We start from the raw sequence: 12,800 nt of genomic DNA, 5'->3' as shown, positions 1-12,800 counted from the left end.
TGCGCCTAGGCTCGGAGGATGGCGAGGTACTACGACGTGCACCCGGAGAACCCCCAGCCCCGGATCATCGGCCAGGTCGCCGACCTGATCCGAGGTGGTGGACTGGTCGCCTACCCGACGGACTCCTGCTACGCGCTCGGCATCCAGCTGGGCAACCAGGATGGGCTGGACCGGATCCGCCAGATCCGCCACCTCGACGACCGGCACCACTTCACGCTGGTCTGCCGGGACTTCGCGCAGCTCGGCCAGTTCGTCCAGATCAGCAACGCGGTCTTCCGCCTGGTGAAGGCATCCACCCCGGGCAGCTACACCTTCATCCTGCCGGCCACCCGCGAGGTGCCGCGCCGGATGCTGCACCCGAAGAAGCGCACCGTCGGCGTCCGCGTACCCCGCCACACCGTCACCCAGGCGCTGCTGGCCGAGCTGGGCGAGCCGCTGGTGTCGAGCACCCTGGTCCTGCCCGGCGACGACGAGCCGATGACCCAGGGCTGGGAGATCAAGGAACGACTCGACCACCAGCTCGACGCGGTGCTCGACGCCGGCGACTGCGGCATGGAGCCGACGACCGTGATCGACCTGTCCGGGCCCGAGCCGGAGATCCTGCGCCGGGGCGCCGGCGACGTGTCCCGCTTCGAGTAGCGCGCCGCCTGGTTCGCGTCGGGTGCCGGACCGTACGGGGCCGCACCGGCGTCGCCGGTCGTACGCTCGGGGATCGGCACCGGCGAGCATTGGACATCCGGCATGCCCGACGCGGACGACATCGACGCCCTGGCCCGGTCCGCCGCGCACGGCGACCCGGCCGCGCTGGACGCTCTGCTGCTCGCGGTACGCCCCGAGGTGCTGCGGCTGTGCGCACGGTTCCTGCCCAGCCGGGAGGACGCCGAGGAGGCCTGCCAGGACACGCTGCTCGCGCTGGCCGGCGGCATCACCCGGTTCGAGGGGCGCTCCTCGTTCCGCACCTGGCTGCACCGGCTGACCGCCAACCGGGCCCGCTCGACGTACCGCACGCTGCGCCGCCGCTGGCGGCTGGAGGCCGGTGGCGTACCGCTGCCCGACCAGGCCGACCCACGGCGGACCAGCGTGGTCGCGGGCACCCGCCTCGACCTGCTCGACGCCTTCGACGCCGTCCGCCCCGACCTCGCCGAGGTGGTGGCCCTGCGCGACGTCCTCGGGCTGAGCTATCCCGAGATCGCCGCACTGCTCGACGTGCCGGTGGGCACGGTGAAGTCCCGGCTGCACCTGGCCCGACAGCAGGTCCGGCAACGACTCGGCGCCGAATGAGCTCCGCCGCGCAACGCCGCTCGATCCGCCGGTTCGTCGCCGGTGTCGTCGCCCTCGTGGCCGCCGTGGCCGTCGCGGCCTGCGGCGCCGACCCGGTCGCACCGCTGCCCGTGCAACCGCCCGGTCCGTCCCGACCGCCGCCAACCCCTCCGCGATCCCCGCGCCCACCGGGTCGCCGTCCCGACCGCCGCCGACCAGCGGGCGTCCGATCGCGGCACCGCCCGCACGGACCAGCGCCAGGGGTACGCCGCAACGACCGGCCCCCACGTCGGCCGGGCCGACCACGAGCTGCCAGGGCGCCGTCCGCTACGACCTGCCGCTGGCCGAGACCGAGCTTGAGCTGCTGCGCTCACTGTGCTTCGCCACCGGCGCGGTGCTGCGCATCCAGGGCATCGGCCCCGGCCTGGTCACCGTGGACCGCCCGGAGCTGGTCTCGCAGCAGTACGAGGCCGGCGTGGTGGACATCCGGTTCGTCCGCCCCGGCACCGTCGACGTCACGATCCCGCAGCAGGACCGGGAGCACACCATCACGGTGGTGGTCCGCCAGCCCACCGATTCGTGATCCGGGACTGGCGACACGGCCGTCAGCGCACCCGCACTCCGGCGAGCAGCGTGTCCACGAAGTCATGCCCACTGTCTGCCGGTGGCACGACCTGCACGTACACCAGGGCGGCGCGGCCGGGATGCCGCCCGGCCGACTCGACGATCCGCGGCCGGCCCAGGTCACAGCGGTACGCCACCACGGTCCACTCGACGCCCGACTGCCGGGTGGTGCGGGCCGGCGCGGACGCGCAGTCCCCGTGTGTGCGCTCGGCCAGGAACCCGGCGGGCGTGGTGCGCGCCGCCGTGGTGGTGGAGAAGCCGACGAACGCGCCGGGCACCCGAGGGTCGGCGGCCCAGCGGCGGGGCTGCGGCGACATCACCAGCGCGGGTTCCGCTTCGCCGTCGACGCCGTACTGACCGGCCCACGTCGTACCGGTGGCCGACCAGCCGTCCGGCAACGTCACGGTGAGCGGCCCGGCGGTGTACGTGGCACCGCCAGGCCGTCCGGACCCGGTGCCGCCCGGCTCGGCGCCCGCGCCACCCAGCACGGCGACGGCCACGACGGCCGCCCCGGCAAGCCGCAACCGGTACGGGCGACGGGCCGCCGACCGGGGCGACGGCGGCTGCCGTACGGGGTTGGTGGCCCGGTCCAGCGCGGCGTGCAGCGCGGCGGCGTCCGGATAGCGGTCGGCGGGTTGGTGGGCGGTGGCCCGGATGAGCACCGCCGCCAGCCGCACCGGTACGTCGTCGCGCAGCCGGAGGGCGCCGGCCGGTCGGGGCGGGTCGGACCCGACGCGCAGGGGTTCGGCGGCGAGCAGACGGATTCCGAGCCGACCGAGCCCGTACACGTCGGCACGGGTGTCGATCACCGCGCCCGGGTCGTCCTGTTCCGGTGCCATGTAGCCGGGGGTGCCCGCCCTGGCGGTGAGGCCGGAGGCGGCGGCGAGCGCCTTGGCGAGGCCGAGGTCGGCGATCAGCACCCGTTCGGTGCCGGGGCTCGCGCCGGCGGAGCGGAACAGGATGTTGCCCGGCGTGAGATCGCGGTGCACGACGCCGTGCCGATGCAGCACGGCGACCCCGGCGCAGACCTCGCCGAGCAGCCGCAGCGCCGTCGGCACCGGGATCTCACCGGCGGCCAGGCGGTCCCGCAGGCTTCCCCCGTCCGCCCAGGCCAGGACCGCGTACGGCCGGCCGTCGGGCAGCTCACCGACTCCGTGCACCCGGACCAGCCGCTCGTGCTCCAGCCTGCGCAGCAGCCGGGCCTCGTCGCGGAAGCGTTCCCGGACCCGCAGGTCGTGGCTCCAGTTCTCGGCCAGCACCTTGATCGCCACGTACGCGTCGAGCACCGGGTCGTAGCCCAGCCAGACCGTGGCGAACGAGCCGACGCCCAGCAGTCGCTCGATGGCGTAGGGCCCGATCCGCTGCGGAGCCGTCACCGCGTCACCCCCGGCCAGCGCCGTCGGTTGGCTTCCCACTGCACAGTAGACCGACCCGATCGGAAACCCGACGAACCGTTGGCCCCGCCGCGGTGACTAACAGGGCAGGAGACCGACCACCGAAGGAGACACCATGAAGCGACCCTCGATCCTCATCGTCACGGGCGCGTTGGCGCTCAGCGCGCTCGTCCCGGTGACCAGCGCCGGCCCGGCCTCGGCGGCTTCGCCGACCGGCGGCGCCACGCCAGCCTCGGTCCACGGCCCGCTCGCCACCGCCACAGTCGTCGGGCACCGCCACCCGCAGGTGCTCAGCGTCGGCGGCGCCGGGGCGTACCGGATCGGCGTCAGCCTGGCGGCGCTCACCGCGGCCGGGCACATCGACTGGGTGGCGCCGGGCTGCGGCGGGGTGGTGCACGCCGGCGCGACCGGCTCCTGGGCTGGTGTGCTCGTGCTGGCTTTCCGCGGCGGCCGGCTGGTGGAGGTGGGTACGGCCACCGCGCCGCCCCGCTCCCCCGCCGGAGCGGCGGTCGGCATGTCCTTCGCTGAGCTGGAGGAGATCTACGGCCGGCGGGGCTCGCTGATCCGCAACGACGCGGGGGACGCGGGGGCGTACCTCGTGCGGGTCGGCTCGCGAGTCGAGTTGTTCACCGGGCACCCGATCCGGCCGGGCGTGGGCTACTTCCAGGTCGGGCCGGCCAGCTTCGTCGAGCGGAACTTCCGGCAGGGCCCGGCCTGCTGATCCGCGTCAGACGTCGGGGCGTCCGGTCCGTTTCGGGCGCCCCGCGTGCTGCCCGGCGGGTGGTTCTGTGAGCGGCACGATGATGTCGTTGTAGACAACACTGTGTGGCACACAGTATGGTGTGACACATGGTTAGCGAGGACGTTCTACGGACGCACCTACAGGAGTTGCGTCGAGGCACCGTCGTGGTGGCCAGCCTGGTCGCGCTCCGCCGGCCGAACTACGGCTACGCACTCCTGCAACGGCTCACCGACCACGGCTTTCCGGTGGACGCCAACACGCTCTACCCGCTGCTGCGTCGCCTGGAGGACCAAGGCCTCCTGACCAGCGAGTGGAACACCGAGGAAAGCCGGCCGCGCAAGTTCTACCGGACCAGCGACGAGGGCGAGTCGATGCTGAGCCGGCTCCTCGACGACCTCGCCGCCGTGCAGACCTCCATCACCGGGCTGATTCAAGGAGAAGACCGATGAACACCCTGACCGACCGCTACCTCGCCGCCACCCTGCGCTCGGTGCCTTCCCCACGCCGGGACGAGATCGCCACCGAGCTGCGCGCCTCGATCGAGGACATGGTCGAGGACCGGACCGGCGGCGGCCAGGACGCCACCGCCGCCGAGCGGGAGGTGCTCACCGAGCTGGGCAACCCCGACCTGCTGGCCGCCCGGTACGCCGACCGCCGGCTGCAGCTCATCGGCCCGACCTACTACCTGGTCTGGCTGCGGCTGCTGAAGCTGCTGCTCAGCCTCATCCCGGCGATCGTCGGCACGGTGGTCCTGGTGGTCGACGTGGCGGACGGCAAGGGGTTCGGGGCCATCGGGCCAGCCATTGTCGTCGCCATGCAGGTGGCCGTGCAGATCGCCTTCTGGCTCACCCTGACCTTCGCCCTCATCGACCGGTCCCAGACCACGGCCGGTCTGCCCGAATGGACCGTCGACCAACTGCCCGACGTCCCCGCGCACCGGGATGTCTCCCTCGCCGACACCATCGCGTCGGTGGCCATGCTGGTGCTGACCATCGGGTACCTGCCCTTCCAGCACTACCAGTCCTGGGTGCACGAGACCGACGGCGGCAACATCCCGATCCTCGACCCGGCGCTGTGGTCGTTCTGGCTGCCGGCGCTGATGGCGGTGCTGCTGGCCGAGGTGGTGTTCGAGATCGTCAAGTACCGGATCGGGCGCTGGACCTGGAACCTGTTCGGGGTGAAGGCCCTTCTCAACCTGGCGTTCGCGGTGCCGCTGGTGTGGTTGGTGCTCTCCGACCGGCTGCTCAACCCGGCCCTCGGCGAGCGGCTGAGCTGGCTGGCGGAAGGGGACAACCGGAACACACTCGGAGCTGCCATCGCAGTGGGCGCGGCCGTGGTCATGGTCTGGGAACTGATCGACACCGCCACCAAGACCCGCCGTCAGGCGGCGTGAGCCTGAGCAGCAGCCGACCAGGCGGCCCGGCGCGGACCCCGCGCCGGGCCGCCGCCCGTCCACCGGGCCAGGTCACCGCCGCGCCGCCCGGCGAGCGGCCGTGGCGGCCGGCGTGGCATCGTTCCCGGATGACCGTGGCACAGCGAGAGGACTGGCGCCGTCCGGGGCCGACGACGGAGCAGCGCCGGAACGACCTCTGGATCGGCCTGGGGATGACCGGGTTGGCGCTGGTGAGCCTCACCCTGGCCCGCAGCACCGGGGCGTTCCTGCTGGGTCCACCGCCGTCCGGGCCGGAGCAGCTGTTCTGGACCGTCGCGGTGACCCTGCCGCTGATCTGGCGGCGGCGTTGGCCGGCCGCGACCCTGCTGATCATCGCGGTGGCGTTCATCGCCGCGCAGGCACGATCGGCACCGGAAACCCAGTTCTCCTCCTGGGCCCTGTTCTGCGCCCTCTACACGATGGGCGCCTGGGGGCAGGACCATCAGCTGGCCCGCCGCCTGCGGATCGGCGTGATCGCCACGATGTTCGCCTGGCTGGGGGTCTACTACGCGGTGACGATCGACCACATCCCGCCCGGCGCCTTCGCCGACGCGGTCGGGCCGGTGCCACCGGTGCTCGCCGCGATGGTCACCGGCGTCCTTCTCAACGTGCTGGTCTTCGGGTTCGCGTACTTCTTCGGCGAGACCGCCTGGGTGGCCGCGCGGCGCGAGCACGAGCTGCGTACCCAGGCCGAGGACCTGCGCCGGTCGCAGGCCGAGGCCCGGGAACGGGCGGTGCTCGGCGAACGGGTCCGGATCGCCCGGGAACTGCACGACGTGGTCGCCCACCACGTGTCGGTGATGGGCGTGCAGGCGTCCGCCTGCCGCCGGGTGTTCGACCGCGACCCGGGCAAGGCCCGCACGGCACTCACCGCCATCGAGCAGAGCGCCCGCACCGCCGTCGACGAGCTGCGTCGGATGCTCGGGGTGCTGCGGGCCTCCGCCGGGGCCGACGCCGAGCCGCCAGCGGCCGGCGGCGTCGAACGGATCAGCGAGCTGGTCGAGCGGGCCCGGGCCGCGGGACTGACGGCCACACTCGGGGTGTACGGCGAACCGGTCGCCTTGCCCGAATCGGTCTCCCAGGCGGCCTACCGGGTGACGCAGGAAGCGGTGACCAACACCCTCAAGCACGCCGGGGCGGATCTGCTGGACGTGCGGGTCCGGTACCTGGCCCGCGAGATGGAGGTCGACGTGACCGACGACGGCCGGGCCGGTGGCCAGGCCAACGCCGTCGGGCTGGGTCTGATCGGGATGCGCGAACGGGTCACCGCGCACGACGGCGACCTGGAGGCCGGGCCGCGTGCCGGCGGCGGTTGGCGGGTACGCGCGCGCTTCCCACTCGCGGCGTCGCCGAACCCGCCGGTCGGCGCGCAGCGGGAGCCGAGCGACGGACAACAGGTGGCAGCCGGCGCGGAGCGCGCGGCATGAGCGCCGCACCAGCTCACGAGGCACCGGGCGAGGCTCAGCGGGTCCGGGTGCTGCTCGCCGACGACCAGCACCTCGTCCGCACCGGCTTCCGGGTCATCCTCGAGGTGGAGGACGACATCGAGGTGGTCGGCGAGGCCGCCGACGGCGAACGCGCCGTTGCCATGACCCGCGCCACCCGCCCCGACGTCGTACTCATGGACGTGGAGATGCCCGGGATGGACGGTCTGGAGGCCACCCGGCGGATCACCGCCGACGGACCAGGCACGCCCGCGGTGCTGATCCTCACGACGTTCGACCGCGACGACTACCTGTTCGCCGCGCTGCGGGCCGGGGCGAGCGGTTTCCTGCTCAAGAACGGAACGCCGGAGGAACTGATCGAGGCGATCCGGGTGCTGGCCAGGGGCGACGGTCTGCTCGCGCCGGAGATCACCCGCCGAGTGATCTCCACGTTCGCCCGCCCCGGTGACCCGGCGGGCACCGCCCACCGTGGGCCGGACGCCGACGCCGCGCTGGCCGAGCTGACCCCGCGTGAACGGGAGGTGCTGGTGCTGCTCGCCACCGGTTCGAGCAACTCGGAGATCGCCGCGACCATCCACCTGGGCGAGGCGACGGTGAAGACGCACGTGAGCCGGGTGCTGGCCAAACTCGGCCTGCGCGACCGGGTGCAGGCGGTGGTGTTCGCCTACGAGAACGGGGTGGTCCGACCCGGCGGGTGACCGCTATCCATCGCGAGGTGGACCCACGCGCTCAGCCGCCGGGGGGACGGCGGGGCGCCGTGTTCGATCTAGCGTGGGTGCGTGACCAGAACGCTTCGCCTCGACGGCGTCGACCGTAGTTTCGGCGACCGGCAGGTGCTCAACAACGTGTCCTTCGAGGTGGCCGCCGGCCGGATGACCGGTTTCGTGGGCGCCAACGGCGCCGGCAAGACCACCACCATGCGAATCATCCTGGGTGTGCTCGCCCCCGACGCCGGCGAGGTCAGCTGGGACGGCACGAAGCTGACCCGGCAGGACCGGCGGCGCTTCGGCTACATGCCGGAGGAGCGGGGCCTCTACCCCAAGATGACCACCCGGGAGCAGGTGACCTACCTGGGCCGGCTGCACGGCCTGGACGCCCCCGCGGCACGGCGTGCCACCGACACGCTGCTGGAACGGGTCGGGCTCGGCGAACGCGGCGACGACCTGCTGGAGACGCTGTCGCTGGGCAACCAGCAACGCGCCCAGATCGCAGCGGCGCTGGTGCACGACCCCGAGGTGCTGGTGCTCGACGAGCCGTTCTCCGGCCTCGACCCGCTGGCCGTGGACACCGTCGTCACCGTGCTGCGGGAACGGGCCTCGGCCGGAGCGCCGGTGCTCTTCTCCAGCCACCAGCTCGACGTCGTGGAACGCCTCTGCGACGACCTTGTGATCATTGGCGACGGAGTGATCCGGGCCGCCGGCAGCCGGCAGCAACTGCGCGACTCGTACACCGTGCCCCGCTACGAGCTGGTGGTGGCGAGTGACGCCGGCTGGGTGCGCGACCACCCCGGGGTGACCCTGGTCGAGCTGGACGGCGCGCGAGTGGTCTTCGACCTGCCGGCCGGCGCCGACGAACAGCCCGTGCTGCAGGCGGCCCTGGCCCGTGGCCCGGTCCGCGCCTTCCGCCCGGTCAGCCCCTCGCTCACCGAGATCTTCCGAGAGGTCACCCAGTGAACACCACCCAGGCCACCCGACTGGTCGCCGAACGCGAGATCCGGGTCAAGCTGCGCGACCGTACCTTCCTGTTCGGCACGCTCTTCTTCCTGCTGATCGCCGCGGCGGGCACCATCCTGCCGCCGCTGCTCTCCGGCGGGCCGGAGAGCGTCGCGGTCACTCAGGAGGCCGCTGGCCCTCTGCGGGCCGCCGGCCTCGACGTCCGCGTGGTGGCCGACGACCGGGCCGCCGAACAGGCCGTCCGCGACGGTGACGTGGATGCCGCGGTGGTCTCCGGCCCGAAGGTGCTCGCGCTGGACGAGGCCCCGAACGACGTGGTCCGGGCGCTGAGCAGCGCGCCGCCGGTGCAGCTACTCGACCCGGACGCGGTCGACCCGGTGGTGGCGTTCCTGGTGCCGTTCGTCTTCGCGTTCGTCTTCTTCATCACCTCGCAGACCTTCGGTCTGCAGATTGCGCAGAGCGTCACCGAGGAGAAGCAGACCCGGATCGTCGAGATCCTGGTCGCCGCCATACCGGTCCGAGCGCTGATGGCCGGCAAGGTGGTGGCCGGCGGCATCCTGGCATTCGCACAGATCGCGCTGATCGCGGTGGTGGCGGTCATCGGCATGCAGATCGGCGACAGTGGCGGCCTGCTCACCCTGCTCGCCCCGGCGATCGGCTGGTTCGTGCCGTTCTTCCTGCTCGGTTTCGTGCTACTCGCGGCGATGTGGGCGGCGGCCGGCGCCCTGGCCAACCGGCAGGAGGACATCGCGGCCGTGTCGACGCCGGTGCAGTTCGCCGTCATGCTGCCGTTCTTCGCGGTGATCTTCCTGAACGACAACGCCACCGCGATGCGGGTGCTGTCCTACCTGCCGTTCTCCTCGCCGACGGCCATGCCGCTGCGGTTGTTCACCGGTGACGCGGCCGGCTGGGAGCCGTTCGTCTCGTTGGCCATCCTGCTGCTCGCCGCTGGTGCGTTCCTGGTCGCCGGTGCCCGGGTGTACGAGGGATCGCTGCTACGCACCAACGGCCGGACCTCCCTGCGTACCGCCTGGCGGGAGCGGGAGACGATCGGCTGAGCGGAGGTTTCGCGTGGGCGTCGGTGTCCTGATCGGACGCCGGGTCAGCGGGCGGGCGGAACCCGGTCCCAGCCGGCGGGCAGCGGGGGCGCCGACCAGGCCGGGTCGGGCTGCCACTGCGCCCACGCCGGGTCCCACCAGCGCTCACCCGCGTCGAGCAGGGCCGCGATCCGGTCACCCTCGGCCTGGATGGCATCCCCCATGCCCGGGTAGCGCCCCTCGACGAGGCGCTCGGCGAAAATCTCCACGTCCTTCCAGACGTACCGGCCAGTGTCCGCACCCCACCACAGGTCCAGCTCGTGGTCCAGAGTGTCCACCCCGATCGGGGTACGCCGCACCGGGTCCTGGAGGTTGAAATACCAGCCGGCGAAGTCCCGCTCCGGCCCCGCCCAGAACACGTCGATCGAGTGCGCCTCACCGGGGCGTTGCAGCATCAGCTTGCCGTGCCCCCACCAGGAGCGGTGCCCGGCGGTCTCCCACGGGTGCCACCTCCTCGATCGACTCAGTTTCACGGAAATCGCGGCATCCCCGCGCAGGGGACACCCCGACATCAGCGAAACCGAGTCGATCAAGCGGGCTCCGACCGTCAGGCGTCGACTGCCGCCATCACGTCATCGGAGATGTCGAAGTTCGCGTAGACGTTCTGCACGTCGTCGCAGTCTTCGAGAACGTCGATCAGCTTGAAGATCTTGCGAGCGCCCTCTTCGTCCAGCGGGATGTTCATGCTGGGGATGAGGGAGGACTCGGCCGACTCGTACTCGATGCCCGCGTCCTGCAACGCTGTGCGCACCGGGATCAGATCGGTCGGCTCGGAGACCACCTCGTACGCCTCACCGAGGTCGTTGACCTCTTCGGCGCCGGCGTCGAGGACAGCCAGCATCACGTCGTCCTCGCTGGTGCCCTCCTTGGGCACGATCACCACTCCCTTACGGGAGAACATGTACGACACCGAGCCGGCGTCGGCGAGCGAGCCGCCGTTGCGGGTCAGCGCGGTACGCACCTCGGTCGCCGCCCGGTTGCGGTTGTCGGTGAGGCACTCGATGAGCATGGCCACGCCGTTCGGGCCGTACCCCTCATACATGATCGTCTGCCAGTCGGCGCCGCCGGCCTCCAGGCCGGAGCCGCGCTTGACGGCGCGGTCGATGTTGTCGTTCGGCACCGAGCTCTTCTTCGCCTTCTGGATGGCGTCGAAGAGCGTCGGGTTGCCGGTGGGGTCGCCGCCGCCGATCCGCGCGGCCACCTCGACGTTCTTGATCAGCTTGGCGAACATCTTGCCGCGCTTGGCGTCGATGACGGCCTTCTTGTGCTTGGTCGTCGCCCACTTTGAGTGGCCGGACATCTTCTACCTCCGTTGCTACCCGCCGTCTGCATCGACCGCACCGCTCACGCCTCGCTCCCGCCGGCGCACGCGGAGGTGCCGGTCAGCTCTGGTGGAAGCTGTGGCGGGCAGATGGCCCTGCCGAATCTCCGCAATCCTACCGACGTCCCCCGGGTCGCTGTCATGCACCGCGCGCGGCGGCATCGTACCGCCCGCCCGGACCGGGGCAGACGGTACGAAAATCCTTGGACGACTACGACCCGAGCAGCGCCCGACCGACCGGACGCAGCGCCCGGGACCAGGTCACGACCTCGCCGAGCATCGTCGACAGCTCCGCCTCCCGGCCGTCGCCCGGCGCGAAGCGGCCGGCGGTCCGGTCACCGGGGTCGGCCCCCGTGAAGTCGAAATCGGTGAGGATCGACAGAGCCACTCCCGTCGGCACCACCACGGTCCGCACCTCGGTGAGGATCGCCCGCAGGTGGTCGGCGGCCCGGTTGCCGCCCTGCACGCCGTAGCTCAGGACCCCGGCCACCTTGTCGGTCCACTCCGCGTACAGGTAGTCGATGCCGTTCTTGAGCGCGGCCGGTATTGAGCGGTTGTAGTCCGGGGTGACGAAGACGAACGAGTCGCAGGCGTCCACCACGGCCGCCCAACGCCGGGTGTGCGGGCGCCGGTAGTCGCCGAACAGCGCGGGCACCGGCTCGTCGAGCAGCGGCAACGCCTGCTCCGCGAGGTCGACCAGCGTGAAGACCGCGTCCCCGGCGCGTACCGCCTCGTGCCGCTCGGCCACGTCCATGACCCAGTGGGCGATCGCCCCGCCTCGTCGGCCGGGCCTGGTGCTACCGACGATCACACCGATCCGCAGCGGTCCTGTGCTCTGCATGTCTCTCATGACCACGATCCTGCGAGCTGCGCGGAGATGCGGGCAGACCGCCGCGAGGATGGCCTTACCAGGGCCACCCACCGGTAGGCGGCGGCTGCCAGACTGAGTCGGTGATTGACGGAGAGTTGGGCGCGTTCCTCCGCAGTCGCCGGGAGGCCCGGCGACCAGCCGAGGTGGGCCTCGCCGAGGGCCCGCGCCGACGTACGCCCGGGCTGCGCCGGGCCGAGTTGGCGACGTTGGCGCAGGTCAGCGTTGAGTACCTGACCCGGCTGGAGCAGGGCCGCGACACCCGTCCGTCGCCGGAGATCCTCGCCGCGCTCGCCGATGCCCTGCGCCTGAACGACGCCGACCGGGAACACCTGCGGCAGCTCGCCTCGGCCCAGCACGCCCACCAGCTCTGCTCGGGTGCCCGGCCGACGGTTTCCCGCGCCGTGCGGCCGACGGTCCGCGCCATGCTCGACGCGCTGCGCGACACCCCGGCGTACGTGCTCAACCGGCTCGGCGACGTGCTGGCCTGGAACGAGCCGTTCGACCTGCTGGCCCACCCGCTCGGCCTGCTCGACGGAACGCGACCGAACCTGACCTGGTACGTGCTGACCGACGAGCGGGCCCGTGCGCATTTCCCGCAGTGGTCGGCGCTGGCCGACCAGCAGATCGCCGAGTTGCACCTGCTGCGTCGGGGCGACCCGGCCACCGACGCCTTTGCCGAGCGACTGGCCCGCACGGTGGGCGCGCCGTTCACCGACCGGTGGCAGCGGCGACCAGTTGCCGCCGCGCGTAGCGGACTGCTGACCGTGCGCCATCCGGCAGTCGATCTGCTGCGCCTCAGCTACGAGACGCTGGAGTTGGCCGAGGCCGATCCGCAACGACTGGTGGTGCAGCTACCCGCCGACCCCGCCACCGCGGCCGCACTCGACCAGTTGGCGGGCCGCCGCCCGGGACAGCTACGCGCGGTCGCCGGCTGACCTGCC

At 72.4% G+C, this 12,800-nt stretch carries 15 protein-coding genes; 11 read left to right on the top strand and 4 right to left on the bottom strand.

Annotated features, from left to right (window positions below; translation table 11 throughout):
• Positions 1–18: 18 nt before the first annotated feature.
• The 3 genes from PCA76_RS11640 (at position 19) to PCA76_RS11630 (ending at position 1,843) form a co-directional block, all read left to right on the top strand.
• Complete coding sequence (locus PCA76_RS11640) at positions 19–639, top strand: L-threonylcarbamoyladenylate synthase (protein WP_272617455.1); 621 nt, start codon at positions 19–21, stop codon at positions 637–639.
• A 102-nt stretch (positions 640–741) separates the two neighbouring features.
• The gene (locus PCA76_RS11635) at positions 742–1,281 is read left to right on the top strand and encodes an RNA polymerase sigma factor (protein ID WP_272617453.1); all 540 of its coding nucleotides are present in this window, start codon (positions 742–744) and stop codon (positions 1,279–1,281) included.
• 373 nt (positions 1,282–1,654) lie between these two features.
• Positions 1,655–1,843, top strand: coding sequence for a hypothetical protein (locus PCA76_RS11630; protein WP_272617451.1), 189 nt, complete (start codon positions 1,655–1,657; stop codon positions 1,841–1,843).
• A 22-nt stretch (positions 1,844–1,865) separates the two neighbouring features.
• On the opposite strand, the gene PCA76_RS11625 is transcribed toward PCA76_RS11630, so the two are convergent.
• A complete protein-coding gene (locus tag PCA76_RS11625) occupies positions 1,866–3,260 on the bottom strand; it encodes a serine/threonine-protein kinase (protein WP_272617448.1) in 1,395 nt (464 codons plus the stop codon).
• Positions 3,261–3,393: 133 nt separating this feature from the next.
• On the opposite strand from PCA76_RS11625, the gene PCA76_RS11620 reads away from it, so the two are divergent.
• The 7 genes from PCA76_RS11620 (at position 3,394) to PCA76_RS11590 (ending at position 9,628) form a co-directional block, all read left to right on the top strand.
• Entirely contained in the window at positions 3,394–3,999 is a 606-nt protein-coding gene (locus PCA76_RS11620) for a hypothetical protein (protein WP_272617446.1), read from the top strand.
• A 128-nt stretch (positions 4,000–4,127) separates the two neighbouring features.
• Positions 4,128–4,469, top strand: coding sequence for a PadR family transcriptional regulator (locus tag PCA76_RS11615; RefSeq protein ID WP_272617444.1), 342 nt, complete (start codon positions 4,128–4,130; stop codon positions 4,467–4,469).
• A complete protein-coding gene (locus PCA76_RS11610) occupies positions 4,466–5,413 on the top strand; it encodes a permease prefix domain 1-containing protein (RefSeq protein ID WP_272617442.1) in 948 nt (315 codons plus the stop codon). Before PCA76_RS11615 ends, PCA76_RS11610 begins: the two co-directional genes overlap by 4 nt.
• A gap of 128 nt (positions 5,414–5,541) precedes the next feature.
• Entirely contained in the window at positions 5,542–6,879 is a 1,338-nt protein-coding gene (locus PCA76_RS11605) for a sensor histidine kinase (RefSeq protein ID WP_272617440.1), read from the top strand.
• The gene (locus tag PCA76_RS11600; RefSeq protein WP_272617439.1) at positions 6,876–7,595 is read left to right on the top strand and encodes a response regulator; all 720 of its coding nucleotides are present in this window, start codon (positions 6,876–6,878) and stop codon (positions 7,593–7,595) included. Before PCA76_RS11605 ends, PCA76_RS11600 begins: the two co-directional genes overlap by 4 nt.
• Positions 7,596–7,676: 81 nt before the next feature.
• Positions 7,677–8,570, top strand: coding sequence for an ABC transporter ATP-binding protein (locus PCA76_RS11595; protein WP_272617437.1), 894 nt, complete (start codon positions 7,677–7,679; stop codon positions 8,568–8,570).
• Positions 8,567–9,628: an ABC transporter permease gene (locus PCA76_RS11590; protein ID WP_272617435.1), complete on the top strand. Its 1,062-nt coding sequence runs from the start codon at positions 8,567–8,569 to the stop codon at positions 9,626–9,628. The genes PCA76_RS11595 and PCA76_RS11590 overlap by 4 nt, the downstream gene beginning before the upstream one ends.
• 44 nt (positions 9,629–9,672) lie before the next feature.
• Here the strand turns inward: PCA76_RS11590 and PCA76_RS11585 are convergent, their stop codons facing one another.
• From PCA76_RS11585 to PCA76_RS11575, 3 genes are all read right to left on the bottom strand, one after another.
• Positions 9,673–10,140, bottom strand: a complete 468-nt coding sequence (locus PCA76_RS11585; RefSeq protein ID WP_272617433.1) for a DUF402 domain-containing protein — start codon at positions 10,138–10,140, stop codon at positions 9,673–9,675.
• A gap of 74 nt (positions 10,141–10,214) precedes the next feature.
• The gene (locus PCA76_RS11580) at positions 10,215–10,967 is read right to left on the bottom strand and encodes a YebC/PmpR family DNA-binding transcriptional regulator (RefSeq protein WP_204944465.1); all 753 of its coding nucleotides are present in this window, start codon (positions 10,965–10,967) and stop codon (positions 10,215–10,217) included.
• A 232-nt stretch (positions 10,968–11,199) separates the two neighbouring features.
• Complete coding sequence (locus PCA76_RS11575) at positions 11,200–11,838, bottom strand: NADPH-dependent FMN reductase (RefSeq protein ID WP_272617430.1); 639 nt, start codon at positions 11,836–11,838, stop codon at positions 11,200–11,202.
• A 101-nt stretch (positions 11,839–11,939) separates the two neighbouring features.
• On the opposite strand from PCA76_RS11575, the gene PCA76_RS11570 reads away from it, so the two are divergent.
• Complete coding sequence (locus PCA76_RS11570) at positions 11,940–12,794, top strand: helix-turn-helix transcriptional regulator (RefSeq protein WP_272617428.1); 855 nt, start codon at positions 11,940–11,942, stop codon at positions 12,792–12,794.
• Positions 12,795–12,800 lie beyond the last annotated feature (6 nt).

Origin of the sequence: Micromonospora sp. LH3U1 (genome assembly GCF_028475105.1) — a bacterium.
Taxonomy (GTDB): domain Bacteria; phylum Actinomycetota; class Actinomycetes; order Mycobacteriales; family Micromonosporaceae; genus Micromonospora.
Note: the sequence above shows the minus strand (reverse complement) of the source record. Positions and strands in the feature narration are given on the sequence as shown.

What these genes read in the sequence shown, in the direction of transcription:
- PCA76_RS11640 (WP_272617455.1), top strand. Translation starts at nt 19, where the DNA reads ATGGCGAGGTACTACGACGTGCACCCGGAGAACCCCCAGCCCCGGATC.
- PCA76_RS11635 (WP_272617453.1), top strand. Translation starts at nt 742, where the DNA reads ATGCCCGACGCGGACGACATCGACGCCCTGGCCCGGTCCGCCGCGCAC.
- PCA76_RS11620 (WP_272617446.1), top strand. Translation starts at nt 3,394, where the DNA reads ATGAAGCGACCCTCGATCCTCATCGTCACGGGCGCGTTGGCGCTCAGC.
- PCA76_RS11615 (WP_272617444.1), top strand. Translation starts at nt 4,128, where the DNA reads ATGGTTAGCGAGGACGTTCTACGGACGCACCTACAGGAGTTGCGTCGA.
- PCA76_RS11610 (WP_272617442.1), top strand. Translation starts at nt 4,466, where the DNA reads ATGAACACCCTGACCGACCGCTACCTCGCCGCCACCCTGCGCTCGGTG.
- PCA76_RS11605 (WP_272617440.1), top strand. Translation starts at nt 5,542, where the DNA reads ATGACCGTGGCACAGCGAGAGGACTGGCGCCGTCCGGGGCCGACGACG.
- PCA76_RS11600 (WP_272617439.1), top strand. Translation starts at nt 6,876, where the DNA reads ATGAGCGCCGCACCAGCTCACGAGGCACCGGGCGAGGCTCAGCGGGTC.
- PCA76_RS11580 (WP_204944465.1), bottom strand. Translation starts at nt 10,967, where the DNA reads ATGTCCGGCCACTCAAAGTGGGCGACGACCAAGCACAAGAAGGCCGTC.
- PCA76_RS11575 (WP_272617430.1), bottom strand. Translation starts at nt 11,838, where the DNA reads ATGAGAGACATGCAGAGCACAGGACCGCTGCGGATCGGTGTGATCGTC.